Here is a 19,257-nt window from a genome sequence, read left to right as displayed (position 1 = left end):
GGTCGATGGCTGGATCGACGCCGCGACTCTGGAGCTGACGCCGGACGACGTCGCCGAGATCGCCGCCGCGATCGAGCGCACCGGCGCCGGCACCGGGCCGGTGCGGCCGTAAGCGTCGCAATTATGGCTGCAGGGGGATGAGCCGCGGCCGCAGCCAGGCCGCGAGCTCGTCCTCCGACACCTCGCCGGCCGCCAGGGTCAGCCAGATCGACAGGCATTCGGCGTCGTCCGCGGCGATCTCCTGCCCCGCGAGGGCCAGGAAGGTTTCGGTAACCACAAAGGCCACCCGCTTGTTGCCATCGACGAAGGGGTGGTTCCGGATCAGGCCGAAGCCATAGGCCGCGGCGAGGGCCGCGAGATCGGGCGCACCATAGGCGAGCAGGTTACGTGGCCGGTCGAGAGCGGAGTCCAGCAGGCCGGCGTCGCGCAGGCCCGGGGCGCCGCCATGCTCCGCCAACTGCTCATCATGCAGCGCCAGGACGACCGCGCGGCCGATCCAGCGCGGCGCATCCACCTACTTCGCCAACTCCCGCAGCAGGTTGCGCCGCTTCTTCATCACCTTGCGGGCTGCGTCCATCTGCGCCTCGAAGTCGGGGTCGTAGGGCGTCAGCCGGTAACCGTCCGGCGCCTCTGTCAGGTAGAGCGTATCGCCCTCCTGGACGTGGAGCCTGGTCAGCACATCCTTGGGCAGGACCGCTCCGACCGAATTGCCGATCGCGCGCAGCTTCAGGGCGACCATGTGGAGCCTCAAGGATCGTGATCACGCATGTAATAACATGCGATCGATCCTCGTCCGGTCAAGAGCGACGTTGCCGGCCGCCTACACGACCGTCAGCGCATCCCCCGGCGCGATCCGGCCGCCGCCGATCACCTCGGCGTAGATGCCGCAATCGGCGTGGCGGAAGCCGGTCATCAGCGCCTTCGGGATGTTCAGGTCGCGCTCGCCGGTCGCCGGGTTGACGTTGGTGGCGGCGCAGCGGGTGATGCGCGACACGACCCTGAGCCGCGCCGCACCAATCTCCAGCTCCTTGCCGATCCAGTCGAACTCGGCCCAGGCCGGCAGGCCGTCGAGGATCAGATTGCCGCGGAAGCGCCGCGGGTCGACCGGCGCGCGGGTCACCCGCTCGATGTCCTTCACCGAGGCCAGGTTGATCAGCGAGACCAGCTTCTCCGGCTTGTCGGTGAAGGCGATGCCGGGGGCGGCGACGATCTTCAGCGCGCCGCGCGGGTCCTTCATGAAGGCGTTCAGGAACTGGTTGATCAGCTCCTGCCCGATCGGCATCGACAGCAGGCCGCGCGCCACCTGCTTGCCGTCGCGCTTCAGCGTCAGCGCCTCGGTGGCATCGTCGTAATCGATGCCCAACAGGGCCAGCCGCTCATCGGTCATCAGCTGCAGGAACTGCCGCTTCGGCTGCCAGCTCGGCGCCGTCGGGTCGCACTGGCTGGCGCCGTGGACGATGGCGAATCGCCGGTCATGCGGCACCGTCCCGCCGGGCGCGAGGTCGGCGGCAGCGAGCGCCTGCCCGGCCAAGCCCTTGACGGGGTAGCGGTACAGGTCGGCGAGGCGGGCGGCGGTCATGGCGGTCGGTCCGGCGATACGGGACAAAACCCTAGCGCGTTATCGCTGCCGGAAACAATCAGCGCGCCGAGGATCGCCGCTATGCGCGATTGGTACAGGACCTCGCGCCGGCCGTCCGAAGCCGTCCTTCAAAGACCGCTCCGACGGCCCTTGTTGCGGCCCGGCCACACTCCTACATCAGTCCTGCATCCTCCCGGATCGCACATGACGTGGATCAAGGCGGGGTCGGGCTTCGAGCAAGACGACCGCGCCGGACAGTGGAGACAGAGTGTATGGACCTTCAGAAGTTCACCGAGCGCAGCCAGGGATTCCTCCAGGCCGCTCAGACCGCGGCGCTGACCCGCGGCCACCAGCAGCTTTTGCCCGAGCACCTGCTGAAGGTGCTGCTGGATGACGAGGAGGGCCTGGCGGCCAACCTCATCCGCAGCGCCGGCGGCCGGCCCGAGGCCGCGTCCCAGGCGGTGGAGCAGGCGCTGGCCAAGCAGCCCAGGGTCGAGGGCGGCGGCGGCCAGGTCTATATGAGCCGCGAATTGGCGCGGGTGCTGGACCAGGCGCAGGAGCAGGCGAAGAAGGCCGGCGACCAGTATGTCGCGGCCGAGCGCCTCCTGCTCGCGCTCGCCATCGCCAAGGAGACCGGCGCCGGCGCGGCCCTGGCCCAGGCCGGCATCACGCCGCAGACGCTGAACCGCGCCGTCGACGCCATGCGCAAGGGCCGCACGGCGGACACCGCCACGGCGGAGGGCCAGTACGACGCCCTGAAGAAATACGCGCGCGACCTGACCGAGGCCGCGCGGTCGGGCAAGCTCGACCCGGTGATCGGCCGGGATGAGGAGATCCGCCGCACCATCCAGGTGCTGTCGCGCCGCACCAAGAACAACCCGGTGCTGATCGGCGAGCCCGGCGTCGGCAAGACCGCGATCGTCGAGGGGCTGGCCCTGCGCATCGTCAATGGCGACGTGCCGGAGAGCCTGAAGAACAAGCGCCTGCTGGCGCTCGACCTCGGCGCGCTGGTGGCCGGCGCCAAGTTCCGCGGCGAGTTCGAGGAGCGGCTGAAATCCGTGCTGCAGGAGGTCACCGCCGCCGCTGGCGAGATCGTGCTGTTCATCGACGAGATGCACACGCTGGTCGGCGCCGGCAAGGCGGACGGCGCCATGGACGCGTCGAACATGCTGAAGCCGGCCCTGGCGCGCGGCGAACTGCACTGCGTCGGCGCCACCACGCTCGACGAGTACCGCAAGCATGTCGAGAAGGACGCGGCGCTGGCCCGGCGGTTCCAGCCGGTCTTCGTCTCCGAGCCAACGGTCGAGGACACGATCTCGATCCTGCGCGGCCTGAAGGAGAAGTACGAGCTGCATCACGGCGTGCGCATCACCGATGGCGCGATCGTCGCGGCGGCGACCCTGTCGAACCGCTACATCACCGACCGGTTCCTGCCGGACAAGGCGATCGACCTGGTCGACGAGGCCGGGTCGCGGCTGCGGATGCAAGTCGACAGCAAGCCCGAGGAGATCGAGGCGCTGGACCGGCGCGCGATGCAGCTGAAGATCGAGCGTGAGGCCCTGAAGAAGGAGACCGACACGGCCTCGAAGGACCGCCTGGCCAAGCTGGAGCAGGAGCTGGCGGAGCTGGAGGAGCAGTCCTCGACGCTTACCGCCGCCTGGACCGCGGAAAAGGAAAAGCTGTCCGCGGCGACCAAGGTCAAGGAGCAGCTGGACCAGGCCCGCGGCGAGCTGGAGCAGGCGCAGCGGTCGGGCAACTGGGCGCGCGCCGGCGAGCTGACCTATGGCGTGATCCCGGAGCTGGAGAAGAAGCTCAAGGAGGCCGAGGCGGCCCAGGCATCGCACATGGTGCGCGAGGAGGTGCAGGCCGACGATATCGCCGCGGTGGTCAGCCGCTGGACCGGCGTGCCGGTCGACAAGATGCTGGAGGGCGAGCGCGACAAGCTGCTCCATATGGAGGAGAAGCTGAAGACCCGGGTCGTCGGCCAGGACGAGGCGCTGACGGCAGTGGCCAATGCGGTGCGGCGCGCCCGCGCCGGGCTGCAGGACCCGAACCGGCCGATCGGCAGCTTCCTGTTCCTGGGTCCGACCGGCGTCGGCAAGACCGAGCTGACCAAGGCGCTGGCGGAGTTCCTGTTCGACGACGACACGGCGATGGTCCGCATCGACATGTCGGAGTTCATGGAGAAGCACGCGGTCAGCCGGCTGATCGGCGCCCCGCCGGGCTATGTCGGCTATGACGAGGGCGGGGCGCTGACCGAGGCGGTGCGGCGCCGGCCCTACCAGGTGGTGCTGTTCGACGAGGTCGAGAAGGCCCATCCGGACGTCTTCAACGTGCTGCTGCAGGTGCTGGACGACGGCCGCCTGACCGACGGGCAGGGGCGGACGGTCGATTTCCGCAACACGCTGATCGTCATGACCTCGAATCTGGGCTCCGAGCATCTCGCCGTGGCCTCGATCGAGCAGGGCGATGACGAGGGCGAGATCGACTTCGTCAGCCGCGAGAAGGTGCTGATGGCGGTGCGTCAGCACTTCCGGCCGGAGTTCCTGAACCGGCTCGACGAGATGATCGTGTTCCGCCGGCTCAGCCGCGCCAACATGACCGGCATCGTCGAGATCCAGCTGCAGCGTCTGCGCCAGCTGCTGGCCGACCGCAAGGTGGTGCTGGATCTGGACGACAAGGCCAAGGGCTGGCTGGCGGATCAGGGCTACGACCCGGTCTACGGGGCGCGGCCGCTGAAGCGGGTGATCCAGCGCGAGCTGCAGAACCCGCTGGCGACGGCGATCCTGGAGGGCAAGGTGGTCGACGACAGCACGGTCAAGGTCACGGCCGGCGAGGAGCGGCTGGTGCTGGAGCCCCAGCCGCTCGCCGCGGCGGCCTGAAGGCCGGGACGACAGGGAAGGGGCGCTTCGGCGCCCCTTTTCTTTGGTCTACACCGTGATCTCGAACACGAAGTCGAGGAAGGCGCGCACCCGGGCCGAGGGCAGGCCGCGGGAGCGGTGATAGGCGTAGACCGGGAAGCGCTCGTCGGACCAGTCGGACAGCAGCCGGACCAGCCGGCCATCGGCCAGCAGGTCGCGCACGCTGAACTCCAGCGGCTGGCCGATGCCCTGGCCGCCCAAGAGCGCGCCGATCAGGCCGCCGGCGTCGTTCACCGTCAGCCGGCCTTTGACCGGCACCGACAGCACCTCGGCCTTGCGCCGGAACTCCCACTCATAAGGCCGGCCGGTGGCCGCGTCCTTCACCAGCACGCACTCATGGTTGTCCCGCACCAGGTCGTCCGGGTGCTGCGGCCGGCTGCGCCGCGCCACATAGTCGGGCGCGGCGCAGGTGATTACCCGCGTCTCCAGCAGCAGCCTGCTGTTCAGGCCGGACGGCTCGGGCTCGCCGAAGCGCAGGGCGATGTCGAAGCCCTCCGCCACCAGGTCGCCGATGCGGTCACGCACCACCAGCTCCAGCTCGATCTCCGGATGCCGCGCCATGAAGGCGCTCAGGCGAGGGGCCAGGACGTAATGGCCGAAGGCGGCGTCGGCATTCACCCGCAGCCGGCCGCGCACCGCGGTGGCGCTGCCCGACGCCTCGGCCGCCCGCTCCTCGATGCCGGTCAGGTGCGGCATCACCCCGTCATAGAAGCGGCGGCCCTCCTCGGTCAGCGTCACCGCCCGCGGCGTGCGGTCGAACAGGCGCACGCCCAGCCGCGCCTCCAGCCGGGCCACGGCGCGGCTGACGCCGGACTGGGTCAGGCCCAGGCTGTCGGCGGCCCGCACGAAGCTGCCGGCCTCGACCACCGCGGCCAAGGCGCTGATGCCGCTCAGCAGGCGGCCGTCGAAGGCCATGAGCACGACTCCCAGTCATCGAAATGATGTCGACTATGCGCTCGTGTCGTGAATGGTCAAGCCATAGGGTCCCAGGCAGCGGCGATCGGCGCCGCACCCGATGGAGACTCCCATGGAAGGCAAGATCATCGCCGTCACCGGCGCGTCGAGCGGCATCGGCGAGGCCGTGGCCCGCCATTTCGCCAAGGCCGGCGCGGCCGTGATGCTGGGCGCCCGCCGCTTGCACCGGCTGGAGGCCGTGGCCGAGGAAATCCGGCGCGACGGCGGCCGGGTGGCGCTGCAGCGCCTGGACGTCACCCGGCGCGAGGATGTCGAGGCCTTCGTCCAGGCCGCGGTGGCGCAGTTCGGCCGGCTGGACGTGATCGTCAACAATGCCGGGGTGATGCCGCTGTCCCCGGTGGCGGACCTGAAGGTCGAGGAGTGGGACCGGATGGTCGACGTCAACCTCAGGGGCGTGCTGTACGGCGTCGCCGCGGCGCTGCCGGTGTTCCGCGCCCAGGACGGCGGCCATGTGGTCAATGTCACTTCGGTGGCCGACCGGCGCATCGTGCCGACCGCGGCGGTCTATTCGGCGACCAAATATGCCGTGCGCGCCTTCTCCGAGGGGCTGCGGCAGGAGATCGGCGGCGGCATCCGGGTCACGGTGGTGGCGCCGGGCGCGACGGAATCGGAACTGGCCAACGGCATCTCCGACCCCGAGCTGCGGCGGGCGGCGATCGAGGATTACCGCCGCGACCTGCTCCCGGCCGAGGCCATCGCCCGCGCCATCGCCTATGCCGTGGCCCAGCCGCCGGAGGTCGACGTCAACGAGCTGGTCGTGCGCCCGACCGCCCAGGCCTATTGAGCGGCGGCATGACGGCGCCCTCCCGCATCGCCCTGGCGGCCCTGGCGGCCCTCTGTGCCCCGGACGCCGACGCCCAGACCTCGCCCACTCCCGCACAGGCCATCGACATGACCCGAACCGACTCATCCCTGTCCGAAGCCGATCTCGTCGGCCTATGGATCACCGAGAACGGCCATATCCGGCTCGAGCTGCTGGCCGGCGGCCGCTATGACGAGGCGCGCGGCGCCCGGCGCAGCGCCTATACCGGGCGCTGGGAGATCCGCGGCCCGGGCCGGATCTTCTTCGCCGACGATTCCGGCTTCACCGCCACCGGCACCGTCGCGGACGGGACCCTGGAGGTCGGCGGCGACCGCTTCCGCCGGGACGGGCGCTGGGACTGACCGGCGCGCCGTCCTATCCTCTCCGGAATGAGGAGAAGGACGACATGATCCGCATCGACCATCTCGACCATCTGGTGCTGACCGTGGCCAGCATCGAGGCGACCTGCGACTTCTACACCCGTGCGCTCGGCATGACGGCCGAGACCTTCGGCCCCGATACTCCCGAAGGCCGCCGGAAGGCGCTTCGCTTCGGCGGCCAGAAGATCAACCTGCACCAGATGGGGCATGAGTTCGAGCCGAAGGCGCTGCGACCGACGCCGGGATCGGGCGATCTCTGCTTCATCGCCGCGACGCCGCTGGAGGAGGTGGTGGCCCATCTCCAACGGCTCGGCATCGCGATCGAGGAAGGGCCGGTGCCCCGCACCGGCGCCACCGGCCCGCTCCGCTCGGTCTATCTGCGCGACCCGGACGCCAACCTGATCGAGATCTCGAACCCGGCCTAGGCGGACGTGCCCGCGGCGACGCGGTCAGAACGGACGGGAACCCTCCAGCATGCCGTGCACGCTGTAGGTCATGATGGCCAGCAGCGCGGTCAGGCCGAGATACAGCACGCCATACTCGATCCGGGCGTCCAGCGGCGCGTTGTAATAAGCCTGCGCCTCCGGGCTGTTCGGGTCATGCCGCCACGCCTTCAGCACCTGCGGCGCCGCAAACAGAGCCACCAGCAGCAGCACCGGGCTGGGCCTGTACAGCAGCAGGCCCAGCATGATCGGCGCGCCCAGGAGCCAGATCCGCGGCGACAGGATCGCCGTGATCCGGCCGCCATCCAGCGGCGACACCGGCAGCAGGTTCAGGAGGTTCAGGAAGAAGCCGGAATAGGCCACGGCCAGCAGCAGCCGGCTGTCCACCTCCCGCGCCCAGAAATAGACGGCGAAGGCGCCGAGCGTGCCGAGGAACGGGCCGGCGAAGGCGACATAGGCCTCGGTCTCGACGTCCATCGGCTGCTGCTTCAGCTGGATCCAGGCGCCGACGAACGGAATGAAGGTCGGCGCCCCGACCTTCAGGCCGCGCCGCTTCGCCGCGATGTAGTGCCCCATCTCGTGCACTAGCAGCAGCCCGACGAAGCCGGCGGCGTAACCCCAGCCGAGGAAGAAGGCATAGGTGACCAGGGACAGCAGCATGGTGCCGCCGGTCAGCAGCAGCGGGCCGAACTTCAGCCCGCCGACCAGCAGCAGGAGCAGCTTGATCATGCCGGATGCCGAGGCCGGTCAGGCGACGCCGCCGTCGCGCGGCTTGCGCCGGAACAGCTTGGCCAGGGTGACGCCGAAGGCGCCGACGGCGATGACGATGACCTTGGCGAATTTCAGCACGAAGGCGCCGATGATGGCGATCAGCCCCAGCTTCTTCGCCGCCACGCCGGCCACCAGCGCCGCCAGCCCGTATTCGGCCACCCGATCCGTACCTTCGGTGAAATCCTCGTACCGCTTGCCGGGGCTGTAGCTGATCGCGTTCAGCAGCTCGCGGGCGTTCGTCTTGAAGCCGTCGATGCTGCGGGTCGAGGTCACCAGGTCCAGGCTGAAATAGCCCTCGCGGCCCAGCGCATAGGTGTTGTAGTTGGCCGAGCCCTCGTCCTGCGTGTCGTTCTTGCGCACGACCCGCGCCGACCAGACCAGGCGATGGGTGGCGGCGTCGTATTGCGGCGACTCGATCCAGCCGGTCACGGCCAGGGGCGGGAAGCCGCGCGCCGCGCGGTCCTCGTTGTTGGCCTCGGTGCCATCCTTCAGATTGGTCAGCAGCTCGTCGGCGTTCCAGTCCTTGGCATCGTCCTCGCGGATGTAGCCTTCCTTGATGTGGTCGAGCGACGCGTACCAGTTCGCGTCGCCGTCCGGGAAGACCAGGCCGACCAGGGTGTCGCCGGTGCTGTTGCCGTTCGCTCGCTCGATCCGGCCGGCCTCCGGCTGCGGCACGAAGGCATAGCCTGCCGGCAGCGTCAGCGTGCCTTGATCGATCAGCGGAATCTCCGCCGGACCGAATTTGGCGACCTTGTTGGCGGCCTCGAAGGCGGCATTCTGCTCTGCCTCGATCGCCGCGGCCCGGTCGGCCGGCGCCGGCGCGGTGGTCGCCGGCGGCGTCTGCGCGGCGGCGGTTCCGGCCAAGGCCAGCGTCAACGCGATCGCGAGCACGCGACGCGGCAGGACCAGACTCATGACGATCTCCCCCTCCATGTCCCACGCCCCCGGCGCATGGGACGATCATCATAAGCGGCCAAGATGGCGGCAATTTGAAGCGAATTCCGGTTCGCGTCGGCGCCGGCCTGACCCCGCCCGCGCGCATGGCCTCAATCGTCGCCGGGGCTGCCGCGCATCCGCTTCACCGCCGACCGCTTGCTCTTGCTGTCGAGCCGCCGGATCTTGCTGCCCAGCGTCGCCCGGGTCGGCCGGCGCTTCTTCGGCGCCACCGCGGCGCGCTGAAACAGCTCGACCAGCCGGGCCAATGCCTCGGCCCGGTTGCGTTCCTGGCTGCGATGCTCGCGGGCGGTGATCACCAGCACGCCGTCCTTGGTCAGGCGTTGCCCGGCCAGCGTCTCGAGGCGCGCCCGCATGTCGTCCGGCATCCCGGCGCGGTCGATCGGGTAGCGCAGCTGCACCGCGGTCGCGACCTTGTTGACGTTCTGCCCGCCCGGGCCGGAGGCGAGGATGAAGCTCTCCTCGATGTCGCGCTCGTCCAGCGCGATGCGGGCGGTGATGCGGATCATGGCCGGGACCCTCGCACGGCCGGGCGCGCTTGTCATGCCTCGACCAGTGTGCCATCCCGGTCCGGGGAGGGTGACGGCACGATGACGATCAGGCTGAGGCATATCGAGGCGCTGCAGGCGGTGCAGAAAGCCGGGTCGATCACCGGCGCGGCGGAGCTGCTGAACGTCTCGCAGCCGGCGGTCAGCAAGCTCCTGCGCCATGCCGAGGACCAGCTGGGCCTGCGGCTGTTCGAGCGGGTGAAGGGCAAGCTGGTGCCGACCCGCGAGGCCAAGCTGCTGGAGGTCGAGATCGACCGCACCTTCGCCGGGCTGGAGCGGATCTCCAGCATCGCCGCCAATCTCCGGCGCGGACGCGAGGGCCATGTCCGCATCGCCTGCCTGCCCAGCCTGGGCTTCGGCTTCATGACCGAACAGATGGCGTCGTTCCACCGCCGCCATCCCGGTGTCAGCTTCGACCTGCGCACCCATCACACCCGCGAGATCCTGGACCTCGTCGCCACCAACGACCTCGACCTCGCCATCGCCTATGAGCCGGCGCTGCCGCCGGGGATGCGCAAGATCGCGATCGGCACCTCGCGCCTGGTGCACCTGTCGACCGCGCCGCTGGCGAAAGGCGAGGCGGCGGAGATCACGCTCGACCGGATCGATGTGGAGACGCTGATCGGCGTCGACCCCGACACCTCGATCGGCGCCACCCTGTCCGACGCCTTCGGCCGCGCCGGCATCCGCTACGCGCCGCGCAACCTGATCCAGACCTACTACCTGGCCCTGCCGCTGGTGCGCTACGGCACCGGGTCGGCCATCGTCGACGAGCACACCGCCCAGGCCTGGGCCGTGCCGGACGTCACCGCCCGCGCCATCGTGCCGGAGATCACCCTGCCGATCACCGCGCTGCACCACGAGAACTACCCGCTGTCGCAGGCGGCGCATCTGTTCCTCGACCATCTCACCGGCAAGCCGACGCAAAGGACGCGGAGCGCCAGGCGATAACGGCCGATGCGGATCCCATAACCGGCCGGAATTTGACAGCCGCCGGGCCGCCGGGCATCACCGGGAGACCCGTTCCGCTTCCACGCAGGACCATCATGCCCAGCGCGAAACCCGTCATCGGAGTGACCCTGGATGCCGAGGAGGCGGGCGGCTACTCCTCCTCGCCCTGGTACGCGCTGCGGCAGAACTATTGCGGCTCGCTGGCCGAGTACGGCGCCGTGCCGCTGGCGCTGCCGCATTTGGTCGATGCCGCGAACCATTATCTGGACCTGTGCGACGGCATCGTCGTCACCGGCGGCGGCTTCGACGTCGACCCCGCGCTCTGGGGCGCCAGCTCGGTGCACGAGACGGTGAAGACCAAGCCGGTGCGCACCCAGTTCGAATGGGCGCTGGTGCAGGGCGCGGTGGCGCGCAACAAGCCGGTGCTCGGCATCTGCGGCGGCGAGCAGCTGCTGGCGGTGGTGCTGGGCGGCACGCTGGTGCAGCACATCCCGGCCGAGATCGAGAACGCGCTGGACCACAGCCCGGAGCGGAAGATCCACGACCCGGCCGGCTGGAAGGCCGCACATGAGGTCGAGGTCACGCCCGGCACGCTGCTGGCCCGCATCACCGGCGCGGCCCGCTTCGGCGTCAACAGCTCGCATCACCAGGCGGTGAAGGCGGCCGGGCCGGCGCTGGTCGTCTCCGGCGTCGCCCCCGACGGGGTGGTCGAGGCGGTGGAGCATCCGGGGCAACGCTTCTGCCTCGGCGTGCAATGGCACCCCGAATACCTGCGCAGCGAGGCCGACCGCGCCGTGCTGGCGGCCTTCGTCGCCGCGTGTGCCGGCTGATGGGCGGGCTCGACGCGGCCGCGGCGGGGGCGGCGCTGGTCCGGGACCTGCTCGACGAGCTCAAGGGCGAGGTCGGGCCCGAGGATTTCGGCCTGACCTTCCGGCTTTATCCCGGCCGGCTGCGCGACGGTGCCGCCGATCGCTACTCCGACGGGGCGATGTTCGGCCACCGCGACGAGGTCGCGGTCTACCCGGCCAGCACCAGCAAGAGCTTCTACCTGGTCGCCTTCCAGCACTGGATCGAGACCGGGCAGCTGCAGCCGGATGACGAGGATCTGCGAGCGCTCTCGGCGATGATCCGCCAGTCCAGCAACGACGCCACCACCTACCTGTTCGGCCGCATGACCGGCACCACCCCAGGCGGCCCGCTGCCGGAGGCGGAGATGGCGGCCTGGTGGGACAAGCGCCAGGCGATCCATCGCTGGTTCCAAAGCTGGGGCTGGCCGGAGTTCGAGCGGCTGCGGCTGTGGCACAGCACCTACGAGGATTCGCCCTATGGCCGCGAGAAGGCGGCGCGGGCCCATGGCGGCAACCTGATCGCCCCGCGCGCCGCGGCGGCGCTGCTGCACGGCATCGTCGCCGGGCAGCTGGTCTCGCCCGCCGCCTGCGGCCGGATGCTGGACCTGCTGGACCGGGAGCCGGAGCGCGACCCGGACCGGCTGCCGCCCGACTATTCGGACCAGGTCCGCGGCTTTTTGGGCGAAGCGCTGCCACGGAATGTCCCGCTGTGGTCGAAGGCTGGCTGGACCAGCGAGACCCGGCACGACATGGCCTATTGGGAGGCGCCGTCCGGCCGCAGCCTGGTCGCCGCGGTGTACACCACCGGCCCACACATGGCGCAGAGCCGCCGGTTCCTGCCGGCGCTCGGGGCCCGGCTGCACGCGCTGCTCGAAGGGTAGAGGACGCGGATGCCGCCCGTCTGGCACGACGACCACCGGTCGCCGAACTACGCCCATCTGGCGGCGTCCTTCGCCGACACCGTCTTCACCGCGGAGGCCGGGACCTTCGAGGCGCTGTGCCGCCTGTCCCGCTTTCGGCCGCGCGGGGCGAAGATCCTGTTCGGGCTGCGGGGCTGCGGCCTGGCCGAGCCGGAGTCCGCTCGGCATTGGAGCGGGGCGTTGCGGCTGCGGGAGGCGCGGCCGGACCATCACGTGCCGCGCTGCGTCCTCGGGGTCTGGGACCGGCCGGCGGGGCGGCTGGTCGCCTGGTCCGGCTCGACCGTGCCGAATGCCCACTACATGCGTCGCCAGGCCGAGGCGCCGGACCGGCGCATCACCAACATGCTGGCGCCGGGGCTGCACCCCTATGTCGTCGGCCCGCATGTCCCCGCCGGCCGCCCGGCGGAGGAGGGGGCATTCCAGCTCGACCGCACCGTCGAGGTGCCGGTCTGGCGCTCGCCCGACGGCGCGGGATACGACCTGTCCGGCCGTTTCGACATTTGCGTGCCGGAGGACAACATCCACGCCGCCGGCTGGCCGGGCGACGGCATCGAATTCTCCTCGGCCGGCTGCCAGACCCTGCCGGGCCGGCACCTGCCGCCGGCCGCCCCGACCGGCGACTACGCCGGCTTTCGCGTCGCGGCGGGGCTTGCCGCCAGCCCCGACCTGGCCGAGACCGGCCTCGCCTTCGACGACCTGCTGGTCACCGGCCGGCATCTGCGCCTGGTGGCGGAACGCGGAGCGGACCCGGCCCTGTCGCGGCTGATGCCTGGGTCGAGCGGGCATGAGGTGCGGCTGCTGCAGGATGCCTTCATCGCCTTTGGGTTGATCCCGGACTGGGGCTTCACCGCCGGCGTGTTCAACGGCTTCACCGCCAAGACACTCCATGACTGGCAGGCCGCGTCCGGCCGGGTCGCGGACGGCGTGCTGCGGCCGCAGGAGGCGGAGGCGCTGGGTTTTCCGCTCGGCTGAGCCGGGCCGGGGTTCCCGCGGCGTCAGCGGCATCTAGTTTCCTCGGAAACCGATGGGATTGCCGATGAAGGCGCTGCAGTTCCTGGCCGTGGTGCTGACCGCCCTGGCGCTGGTTCCGGGCGGCGCGCATCTGCTGGCCATGCCGAACAAGCTCGCCCTGGACGAGACGGCCTATTTCTCGGTCCAGGCGATCTATGGCGGCTGGGCCCTGCTCGGCGTGGTGCTGGTCGCGGCGATCGCAGCCGATCTCGCCCTGGCCGTCGGTGCGCGGCGGCAGCCGGCGCCGTTCCGGCTGGCTCTGGCCGGCGCCGTATGCCTCGCCGCCACCCTCGTGGTGTTCTTCCTCTGGACCTACCCGGCCAACCAGTTCACGGCGAACTGGACGGCCGTGCCCGACGACTGGGCGGCCCTGCGGGCGCAATGGGAGTATTCCCACGCTGCCAACGCGCTGCTGACGTTCATCGCCTTGTGCCTGGTCATGCTGTCCGTGCTGCGCTGGCAGCCGCCTACGGCGCGGCCTTCAGCACCAGCGGCGAAAGGTCGGTGATCTGGTCCTTCAGCGCCGCGGCCAGTCCGGCCGGGCAGGCGGTGCCGACGCCGGACAGGTTGCACAGGCGCAGGTCGTCGATGTCGGCGCCGCCGGCGGCGATCGCCTCGGTCGACAGCGGCAGATGCGCCTTGTCATAGGCCGCCAGCGGCCAGATCCGGCGGGCGACATAGATCGCCTCGCGGCCGACCGCGATGTGCAGCAGCTGCATCTCGCCCTGGCCGTCGGCCTTGCGCTTGGTGCACCCCAGCGCGGTGCGGACAGTGCCGGCCGGATCGGTCCGGACCTGGCCCTGGACCACGTCGTCACAATCCTGCTTCAGCGCGTCCGCGCTCTCGCGGATGAAATCGGCGGGGTCGCTGCCGCCCAGCCCGCCGATGCGGGTCACGGTGATGCTGCCATCCGCGGCCCGGGCCGGGTCGGTCTTGCGCCACTCGACCACCGTGGTGCTGCCCTCGGTGCCGGCGAAGCTGCGGCTCCAGCCGGCGGGCAGGGTCAGGGCCGCGATCTCGCCGTTGCCGCCGGGCAGGACCACGGTGCTGCCCGCCTCGGCAGCAGCCGCGCCGGATGCCGCCAGCGCGGCGAGCAGCGCCAGCGCGGCGCCTCGAACCATCATCGTCATGCTGCTGCCTATTGTCCTGCCTCGGTGGCGGGGACGACGAAGCTGTCCATCACCCGCTTCTCGCCGGAATGGTCGAAGGCGATGGTCAGCTTGTCGCTGTCGACGCTGCGGACCTCGCCATAGCCGAACTTCTGGTGGAACACCCGGTCGCCGACATTGAACGCCCGGGCCGGGCGCGGCCGCTCCCGCACCTCGTAGCCGCTGCCCTCGATCACAGTCGGGGCGCGGCGCATGAAGCCGGTCTGGGCCGGTGCCGTCCACAGCCGGGTCGGCGCCGCCTCGGCCGCGTAGCGACCGCCGCCATAGCCGGTATCGCCGAAGCCCGTCTCCGAGGTCACCTCGACATGGGCGTCCGGCAGCTCGCCGACGAAGCGCGAGGGCAATGCTGTCTGCCACTGGCCGTGGATGCGGCGGTTGGCGGCGGCGGAGACATAGGCCCGACGCTTCGCCCGGGTCAGGCCGACATAGGCCAGCCGGCGCTCCTCCTCCAGGGCCGCGATGCCGCCATCGTCGAGCGCGCGCTGGTTCGGGAACACCCCTTCCTCCCAGCCCGGCAGGAAGACATGGGCGAATTCCAGCCCCTTGGCGGCATGCAGGGTCATCAAGGTGACCTGCTCGCCGGTCTTCCCCGTCTCGTTCTCCATCACCAGGCTGACATGCTCGAGGAACGCCTGGAGGGTCTCGAAATCCTCCATGGCGTTGATCAGCTCCTTCAGATTGTCCAGCCGGCCCGGGGCCTCGGGCGACTTGTCGGCCTGCCACATGGCGGTGTAGCCGCTCTCGTCCAGCACGGTCTGGGCCAGCTCGACCTGCGAGGCCTGCTCCGACAGGCGGCGCCAGCGCTCGAAATCGCCCATGAGGGCGCGCAGAGCGCCGCGCGGCTTCGGCTTCAGTTCGTCGGTCTCGATCAGCCGCAGCGTCGCCTCGGTCAGCGCCACGCCCTGGGCGCGGGCGACCGTGTGCAGCAGCTGCACGGTGGCGTCGCCCAGCCCGCGCTTCGGCACGTTGACGATGCGCTCGAAGGCCAGGTCGTCATCCGGCTGCGCCACCACCCGCAGATAGGCGATGGCGTCGCGAATCTCCTGCCGCTCATAGAAGCGCGGACCGCCGACCACGCGATAGGGCAGGCCGAGGGTCAGGAACCGCTCCTCGAACTCGCGCATCTGGAAGCCGGCGCGGACCAGCACCGCGATCTCGTCCAGCGTCACCTTCTGCTGCTGCAGCCTCTCGATCTCGTCGCCGACCCAGCGCGCCTCCTCCTCGCCGTCCCAGACGCTGCGGACGATGACGGTGTCGCCGCCCTGCTCCTCGGTGAACAGGGTCTTGCCCAGGCGCCCTTGGTTGTGCGCGATCAGGTGGCCGGCCGCGCCCAGGATGTGGCTGGTGGAGCGGTAGTTCTGCTCCAGCCGGATCACCGCAGCCCCGGGGAAGTCCTGCTCGAAGCGCAGGATGTTGCCGATCTCGGCGCCGCGCCAGGAATAGATCGACTGGTCGTCGTCGCCGACGCAGCACAGGTTGCGGTGCTTCTGGGCCAGGAGGCGCAGCCAGAGATACTGCGAGACGTTGGTGTCCTGGTACTCGTCGACCAGGATGTAGCGGAACCGGTCCTGGTAGTCGGCCAGGACGTCGGCATGCTCCTGGAAGATGGTCAGGTTGTGCAGCAGCAGGTCGCCGAAGTCGCAGGCGTTCAGCGTACGCAGCCGCTCCTGGTAGGCGGTGTAGAGGGCCAGCATGCGGCCCTGCGCCACCTCGCCGGCATCGGCCGGCTTCAGCTTGGCCGGGGTCAGGCCGCGGTCCTTCCAGCGCTCGATCACGCCCAGCAGCACGCGGGCCGGCCAGCGCTTCGAATCGATGCCGTCGGCCTCGATCAGCTGCTTGATCAGCCGGATCTGGTCGTCGGTGTCGAGGATCGAGAAGTTGGAGCGCAGCCCCACCAGGTCGGCGTGCCGGCGCAGGATGCGGGCGGCCAGGGCATGGAAGGTGCCCATCCACCAGCCCTCGGTCGGCGTGCCCAGCAGGTGGGACACGCGCTCGCGCATCTCGCGGGCGGCGCGATTTGTGAAGGTGACGGTCAGCACCTGGCTGGGCCAGGCCCGGCGGGTCGACAGCAGATGGGCCAGGCGCGTGGTCAGCACCCGGGTCTTGCCGGTGCCGGCCCCGGCCAGCACCAGCACCGGGCCGTCCAGCGTCTCGACCGCCTGGCGCTGCGCCGGGTTCAGGTTCTGCAGATACGGCGGCTCGAAGCCGGCCGGCATGTTCCGGGAAAGTTCGACCATCCCCTGTCTATAGCATGACCGGGCTGCATCGGAACGCTCGGCGTCCGGTTGACGCAGGCGAAGGGCGCGTCGAGGATCGCCGCGACCCCGAACCGAGAGCCTGCCATGACCGACCTCGTCATCCGCCCCGCCGAGCCCCGTGACGTCAAGGAGATCCTGGCAATGATCACCGAGCTGGCGGTGTTCGAGAAGGAGCCGGACGCGGTGCTGGCGACCGAGGCCGACCTGCTGCGCGACGGCTGGGGGCCGGATCCGAAATTCGAGGCGCTGATGGCCGAGCGCGACGGCCAGATGCTGGGCTTCGCCCTGTTCTTCTCCAGCTACTCGACCTGGGAGGGGCGGCAGGGGATCTATCTCGAGGATCTCTATGTCCGCGATTCCGCCCGCGGCCTCGGCGTCGGCCGGGCGCTGGTGACCCGGATCGCCCAGCTGGTGGTAGAGCGCGGCGGCAAGCGCCTCGACCTCTCGGTCCTGACCTGGAATCCGGCGCGGGAGGTGTATGAACGCCTGGGTTTCGATCACAAATCCGACTGGACCGGCTACCGGCTCACCGGCGACGCGCTCAAGGCGCTGGCGGAGAAGGGCTGATCAGCCGGTCGACCGGTTCCGCTCCCGGAACAACTCCAGGATGATGCAGAGGACCAGCGGCAGCAGGTTGACCGCGATGATCGTCCCGGCCAGGCCCGTGTCGAGATAGAAGCCGAGCGACAGCGCGCCCTGGAACGAATCCAGCCCGATGCCGTAGGCCGGCGTGATCGACATCGCCCCGCCGTCGGCGACCACGGTCAGCGGCAGCCGCGCGATCATGTGGAAATGGTAGGCGACGCCGCCGGCATAGACGATCGGGATCTGGACGGCCTGGACCAGCAGCGACAGGGCATAGCCCAGGCCGCGGCGCTTCCACAGCAGGGCGCCGGCGACGATGCACAGCACCATCAGCAGGGCGGCGCCCAGCATGACCAGCCACTGCGTCGCGGCGATGATCGCCGCGCCGTCGCGATAGATCCGCTCGCCGATCTCGGTCAGGCCGACGATGCCGCCGACGATCTGGATCACCCCGATGACGCGGTCGAGGGGCAGGGCGAAGCCGCGCTGGGGGCGGTTGCGGTCGGTGCTGGTCATCGCTTGCTCTGTTCGCTCTTCGGATACCGCGGCGGCCGCGCTACTCGCACAGCCCCGTCGAGCCTTCGGCGCAGATCTTGGCGCCGTCGGTCCAGGTGGCGCCGGACAGGTCGGCGTCGCGGAACACGGTGCCGCGCAGCTCGGCGCCGGTCAGGTTGGCGCCGCGCAGCCTGGCGCCGACGAAGCGGGCGTTGCGCAGGTCGCTCCTGCTCAGATCGGCGCCGGTCAGGTCGGCTTGGGTGAAGTCGGAGTTGCCGAGCCGTGCCGAGTCCAGCTTGGCGCCCTTCAGGCTGGCATTGATGAACTTGGCGCCATAGGCCTCGGCATTGGTGAAGATCGCCCCGTCCAGCACGGCGCGGGTCAGGCTGACCTCGCGCAGCTGGGCGCCGGTCAGGTCGACGCGGCTCAGCGGCCGCTCGTCGAACAGGCAGCGCCGCCAGTTGACCCCCGGCGCCGCGGCGTCGGTGCAGCCGGCCCATGCCGCGGCCGGGCCGAGCAGCAGGGCGAGGAAGAGAGCGAGGGCCCGGGCGACTCGGGAACCGAAGAATGCGACCGACATGGCCGGACAGTCTCCGATCCCCCGATGCAGCGCAAGCGCGCCGAAGTCACATGGATTTGCCGACCGGGCGGACGATCCGGCGCTGCCGCTCGCGGAAGGCGATGAACAGGCTGGAACCGACGATCACTGCGGTGCCCAGCAGCTCGATCGGGGCCGGGAACTCGCCCCAGGCGAGGAAGCCGAGGCCGAGGGCGAAGATCAGCGAAGCATAGTCGAAGGGCGCGATCACCGAGGCCGGGGCCAGCTGGTAGGCCTTGGTCATCAGGATCTGGGCCACGCCGCCCAGAACGCCGACCGCGATCAGGATCGGGATGTCGATCAGGTCCGGCCAGACGCCGATGAAGGGCAGGGTGGCGGCGCCGACGACTGCGCCGGACAGGGTGAAGTAGAAGACGATGGTGACGTTGGATTCGGTGTCCGCCATCTTGCGGATCGAGACCATGGCGAAGGCCGTGGCCAGGGCGCCGGCCAGCGCCACCAGGGCGCCGAGCGAGACGCCGGTGGCGGGGCTCGGATGCACCACCAGAAGCACGCCGACGAAGCCGATCACCACCGCGCTCCAGCGATAGACCCGCACCGTCTCGCCGAGCAGCGGGATGGCGAGGATGGTGATGAACATCGGCGCGGCGTAGCCCAGTGCGGTGGCTGTCGCCAGCGGCAGCATGCTGAGCGCAGTGAAGCCGCAGAACATCGAGACGAGGCCGGAGCCGGAGCGGCGCAGATGCCCGCCCAGCCGCTCGGTGCGCAGCACCTTCCAGCCGCCGAGGCGATACACCAGCCACAGCACCGGGATCATGGCGAAGAAGCTGCGGACGAAGACAATCTGGCCGACCGGATACTGGTCGCCCAGCTGCTTGATCAGCGCCGACATGCAGGTGAACAGGGCGGCCGAGGCCAGCTTGTAGCCGATGGCGGGCAGAATGGAGGCCGGGGCCGCTTCGCCCGCGGACCCTTTCGGTTCGGCCTGGGAGATCGTCATCGGAAACGGGGCCCGTTGCGGCTCGATCGTTCCCTAGAGACTTACGCCGGGCGAATCGGCAGGGCCATGGCCGATCGCGCCGGGTCTG

Annotated in this window: 22 protein-coding genes; 10 read left to right on the top strand and 12 right to left on the bottom strand. The window is 70.3% G+C overall.

What is annotated here, in order from left to right; genetic code table 11:
• Positions 1 to 121: 121 nt before the first annotated feature.
• From P409_RS01760 to P409_RS01750, 3 genes are all read right to left on the bottom strand, one after another.
• On the bottom strand, positions 122 to 514 hold the full coding sequence (locus P409_RS01760) for a type II toxin-antitoxin system death-on-curing family toxin (protein WP_034831169.1): 393 nt from the start codon (positions 512 to 514) through the stop codon (positions 122 to 124).
• Positions 515 to 739 (bottom strand): AbrB/MazE/SpoVT family DNA-binding domain-containing protein, encoded by a 225-nt coding sequence (locus tag P409_RS01755; RefSeq protein ID WP_034831167.1) that lies wholly within the window; start codon positions 737 to 739, stop codon positions 515 to 517.
• A gap of 81 nt (positions 740 to 820) precedes the next feature.
• Positions 821 to 1,579 carry an MOSC domain-containing protein gene (locus P409_RS01750; RefSeq protein WP_034831166.1) on the bottom strand — a complete coding sequence of 253 codons (759 nt, stop codon included), beginning with the start codon at positions 1,577 to 1,579 and terminating at the stop codon, positions 821 to 823.
• Positions 1,580 to 1,851: 272 nt separating this feature from the next.
• On the opposite strand from P409_RS01750, the gene clpB reads away from it, so the two are divergent.
• Complete coding sequence (clpB, locus tag P409_RS01745; protein WP_034831163.1) at positions 1,852 to 4,461, top strand: ATP-dependent chaperone ClpB; 2,610 nt, start codon at positions 1,852 to 1,854, stop codon at positions 4,459 to 4,461.
• A 48-nt stretch (positions 4,462 to 4,509) separates the two neighbouring features.
• Here the strand turns inward: clpB and P409_RS01740 are convergent, their stop codons facing one another.
• Positions 4,510 to 5,415: a LysR family transcriptional regulator gene (locus P409_RS01740; RefSeq protein ID WP_034831162.1), complete on the bottom strand. Its 906-nt coding sequence runs from the start codon at positions 5,413 to 5,415 to the stop codon at positions 4,510 to 4,512.
• Between the two features lie 112 nt (positions 5,416 to 5,527).
• Between P409_RS01740 and P409_RS01735 the strand changes: the two genes are divergently transcribed.
• The 3 genes from P409_RS01735 to P409_RS01725 are packed head-to-tail and all read left to right on the top strand — an operon-like array spanning position 5,528 to position 7,082.
• Complete coding sequence (locus P409_RS01735; RefSeq protein WP_238578573.1) at positions 5,528 to 6,259, top strand: SDR family oxidoreductase; 732 nt, start codon at positions 5,528 to 5,530, stop codon at positions 6,257 to 6,259.
• 8 nt (positions 6,260 to 6,267) lie between these two features.
• Entirely contained in the window at positions 6,268 to 6,639 is a 372-nt protein-coding gene (locus tag P409_RS01730; RefSeq protein WP_034831159.1) for an Atu4866 domain-containing protein, read from the top strand.
• Between the two features lie 44 nt (positions 6,640 to 6,683).
• Complete coding sequence (locus P409_RS01725) at positions 6,684 to 7,082, top strand: VOC family protein (RefSeq protein ID WP_034831158.1); 399 nt, start codon at positions 6,684 to 6,686, stop codon at positions 7,080 to 7,082.
• Positions 7,083 to 7,106: 24 nt separating this feature from the next.
• Here P409_RS01725 and P409_RS01720 read toward each other — a convergent pair whose 3' ends face one another.
• From P409_RS01720 to arfB, 3 genes are all read right to left on the bottom strand, one after another.
• Positions 7,107 to 7,829: a site-2 protease family protein gene (locus tag P409_RS01720; RefSeq protein WP_034831156.1), complete on the bottom strand. Its 723-nt coding sequence runs from the start codon at positions 7,827 to 7,829 to the stop codon at positions 7,107 to 7,109.
• A gap of 18 nt (positions 7,830 to 7,847) precedes the next feature.
• Positions 7,848 to 8,786, bottom strand: a complete 939-nt coding sequence (locus P409_RS01715; protein ID WP_034831185.1) for a DUF2167 domain-containing protein — start codon at positions 8,784 to 8,786, stop codon at positions 7,848 to 7,850.
• Between the two features lie 131 nt (positions 8,787 to 8,917).
• Entirely contained in the window at positions 8,918 to 9,334 is a 417-nt protein-coding gene (arfB, locus tag P409_RS01710) for an alternative ribosome rescue aminoacyl-tRNA hydrolase ArfB (RefSeq protein ID WP_034831155.1), read from the bottom strand.
• A gap of 81 nt (positions 9,335 to 9,415) precedes the next feature.
• On the opposite strand from arfB, the gene P409_RS01705 reads away from it, so the two are divergent.
• From P409_RS01705 to P409_RS01685, 5 genes are all read left to right on the top strand, one after another.
• Complete coding sequence (locus tag P409_RS01705) at positions 9,416 to 10,324, top strand: LysR family transcriptional regulator (RefSeq protein WP_052119907.1); 909 nt, start codon at positions 9,416 to 9,418, stop codon at positions 10,322 to 10,324.
• A 95-nt stretch (positions 10,325 to 10,419) separates the two neighbouring features.
• Complete coding sequence (locus tag P409_RS01700; protein WP_034831153.1) at positions 10,420 to 11,154, top strand: gamma-glutamyl-gamma-aminobutyrate hydrolase family protein; 735 nt, start codon at positions 10,420 to 10,422, stop codon at positions 11,152 to 11,154.
• On the top strand, positions 11,154 to 12,053 hold the full coding sequence (locus P409_RS01695; RefSeq protein WP_161790321.1) for a serine hydrolase: 900 nt from the start codon (positions 11,154 to 11,156) through the stop codon (positions 12,051 to 12,053). Before P409_RS01700 ends, P409_RS01695 begins: the two co-directional genes overlap by 1 nt.
• A 9-nt stretch (positions 12,054 to 12,062) precedes the next feature.
• Positions 12,063 to 13,064 carry a peptidoglycan-binding domain-containing protein gene (locus tag P409_RS01690; protein WP_052119905.1) on the top strand — a complete coding sequence of 334 codons (1,002 nt, stop codon included), beginning with the start codon at positions 12,063 to 12,065 and terminating at the stop codon, positions 13,062 to 13,064.
• A gap of 64 nt (positions 13,065 to 13,128) precedes the next feature.
• Positions 13,129 to 13,611 carry a hypothetical protein gene (locus P409_RS01685; protein WP_052119904.1) on the top strand — a complete coding sequence of 161 codons (483 nt, stop codon included), beginning with the start codon at positions 13,129 to 13,131 and terminating at the stop codon, positions 13,609 to 13,611.
• Here the strand turns inward: P409_RS01685 and P409_RS01680 are convergent.
• Positions 13,571 to 14,233, bottom strand: coding sequence for a hypothetical protein (locus P409_RS01680; RefSeq protein ID WP_034831152.1), 663 nt, complete (start codon positions 14,231 to 14,233; stop codon positions 13,571 to 13,573). The two genes, P409_RS01685 and P409_RS01680, sit on opposite strands and share 41 nt — an antisense overlap.
• Positions 14,234 to 14,241: 8 nt before the next feature.
• Positions 14,242 to 16,509 (bottom strand): ATP-dependent helicase, encoded by a 2,268-nt coding sequence (locus P409_RS01675; protein WP_034831150.1) that lies wholly within the window; start codon positions 16,507 to 16,509, stop codon positions 14,242 to 14,244.
• 105 nt (positions 16,510 to 16,614) lie between these two features.
• On the opposite strand from P409_RS01675, the gene P409_RS01670 reads away from it, so the two are divergent.
• The gene (locus tag P409_RS01670; protein ID WP_034831148.1) at positions 16,615 to 17,097 is read left to right on the top strand and encodes a GNAT family N-acetyltransferase; all 483 of its coding nucleotides are present in this window, start codon (positions 16,615 to 16,617) and stop codon (positions 17,095 to 17,097) included.
• On the opposite strand, the gene P409_RS01665 is transcribed toward P409_RS01670, so the two are convergent.
• Genes P409_RS01665 through P409_RS01655 form a run of 3 tightly spaced genes read right to left on the bottom strand, consistent with a single transcriptional unit; the run spans position 17,098 to position 19,169 of the window.
• The gene (locus P409_RS01665) at positions 17,098 to 17,631 is read right to left on the bottom strand and encodes a hypothetical protein (protein WP_034831147.1); all 534 of its coding nucleotides are present in this window, start codon (positions 17,629 to 17,631) and stop codon (positions 17,098 to 17,100) included.
• Positions 17,632 to 17,671: 40 nt separating this feature from the next.
• On the bottom strand, positions 17,672 to 18,190 hold the full coding sequence (locus tag P409_RS01660; protein WP_052119903.1) for a pentapeptide repeat-containing protein: 519 nt from the start codon (positions 18,188 to 18,190) through the stop codon (positions 17,672 to 17,674).
• Positions 18,191 to 18,236: 46 nt separating this feature from the next.
• Positions 18,237 to 19,169 (bottom strand): DMT family transporter, encoded by a 933-nt coding sequence (locus tag P409_RS01655; RefSeq protein WP_052119902.1) that lies wholly within the window; start codon positions 19,167 to 19,169, stop codon positions 18,237 to 18,239.
• Between the last annotated feature and the right edge of the window lie 88 nt (positions 19,170 to 19,257).

The organism is Inquilinus limosus MP06 (assembly GCF_000767795.1).
GTDB lineage: Bacteria > Pseudomonadota > Alphaproteobacteria > DSM-16000 > Inquilinaceae > Inquilinus > Inquilinus limosus_E.
This window is presented reverse-complemented; position numbering and strand designations above follow the sequence as displayed.

Excerpts from the sequence above, each read along its gene's own strand:
- P409_RS01665 (WP_034831147.1), bottom strand. The coding sequence starts at position 17,631 with ATGACCAGCACCGACCGCAACCGCCCCCAGCGCGGCTTCGCCCTGCCC.
- P409_RS01755 (WP_034831167.1), bottom strand. The coding sequence starts at position 739 with ATGGTCGCCCTGAAGCTGCGCGCGATCGGCAATTCGGTCGGAGCGGTC.
- P409_RS01655 (WP_052119902.1), bottom strand. The coding sequence starts at position 19,169 with ATGACGATCTCCCAGGCCGAACCGAAAGGGTCCGCGGGCGAAGCGGCC.
- P409_RS01750 (WP_034831166.1), bottom strand. The coding sequence starts at position 1,579 with ATGACCGCCGCCCGCCTCGCCGACCTGTACCGCTACCCCGTCAAGGGC.
- arfB (WP_034831155.1), bottom strand. The coding sequence starts at position 9,334 with ATGATCCGCATCACCGCCCGCATCGCGCTGGACGAGCGCGACATCGAG.
- P409_RS01725 (WP_034831158.1), top strand. The coding sequence starts at position 6,684 with ATGATCCGCATCGACCATCTCGACCATCTGGTGCTGACCGTGGCCAGC.
- P409_RS01735 (WP_238578573.1), top strand. The coding sequence starts at position 5,528 with ATGGAAGGCAAGATCATCGCCGTCACCGGCGCGTCGAGCGGCATCGGC.
- P409_RS01720 (WP_034831156.1), bottom strand. The coding sequence starts at position 7,829 with ATGATCAAGCTGCTCCTGCTGCTGGTCGGCGGGCTGAAGTTCGGCCCG.
- P409_RS01695 (WP_161790321.1), top strand. The coding sequence starts at position 11,154 with ATGGGCGGGCTCGACGCGGCCGCGGCGGGGGCGGCGCTGGTCCGGGAC.
- P409_RS01690 (WP_052119905.1), top strand. The coding sequence starts at position 12,063 with ATGCCGCCCGTCTGGCACGACGACCACCGGTCGCCGAACTACGCCCAT.
- P409_RS01700 (WP_034831153.1), top strand. The coding sequence starts at position 10,420 with ATGCCCAGCGCGAAACCCGTCATCGGAGTGACCCTGGATGCCGAGGAG.
- P409_RS01740 (WP_034831162.1), bottom strand. The coding sequence starts at position 5,415 with ATGGCCTTCGACGGCCGCCTGCTGAGCGGCATCAGCGCCTTGGCCGCG.
- clpB (WP_034831163.1), top strand. The coding sequence starts at position 1,852 with ATGGACCTTCAGAAGTTCACCGAGCGCAGCCAGGGATTCCTCCAGGCC.
- P409_RS01670 (WP_034831148.1), top strand. The coding sequence starts at position 16,615 with ATGACCGACCTCGTCATCCGCCCCGCCGAGCCCCGTGACGTCAAGGAG.
- P409_RS01730 (WP_034831159.1), top strand. The coding sequence starts at position 6,268 with ATGACGGCGCCCTCCCGCATCGCCCTGGCGGCCCTGGCGGCCCTCTGT.
- P409_RS01705 (WP_052119907.1), top strand. The coding sequence starts at position 9,416 with ATGACGATCAGGCTGAGGCATATCGAGGCGCTGCAGGCGGTGCAGAAA.
- P409_RS01680 (WP_034831152.1), bottom strand. The coding sequence starts at position 14,233 with ATGACGATGATGGTTCGAGGCGCCGCGCTGGCGCTGCTCGCCGCGCTG.
- P409_RS01675 (WP_034831150.1), bottom strand. The coding sequence starts at position 16,509 with ATGGTCGAACTTTCCCGGAACATGCCGGCCGGCTTCGAGCCGCCGTAT.
- P409_RS01685 (WP_052119904.1), top strand. The coding sequence starts at position 13,129 with ATGAAGGCGCTGCAGTTCCTGGCCGTGGTGCTGACCGCCCTGGCGCTG.
- P409_RS01715 (WP_034831185.1), bottom strand. The coding sequence starts at position 8,786 with ATGAGTCTGGTCCTGCCGCGTCGCGTGCTCGCGATCGCGTTGACGCTG.
- P409_RS01660 (WP_052119903.1), bottom strand. The coding sequence starts at position 18,190 with ATGTCGGTCGCATTCTTCGGTTCCCGAGTCGCCCGGGCCCTCGCTCTC.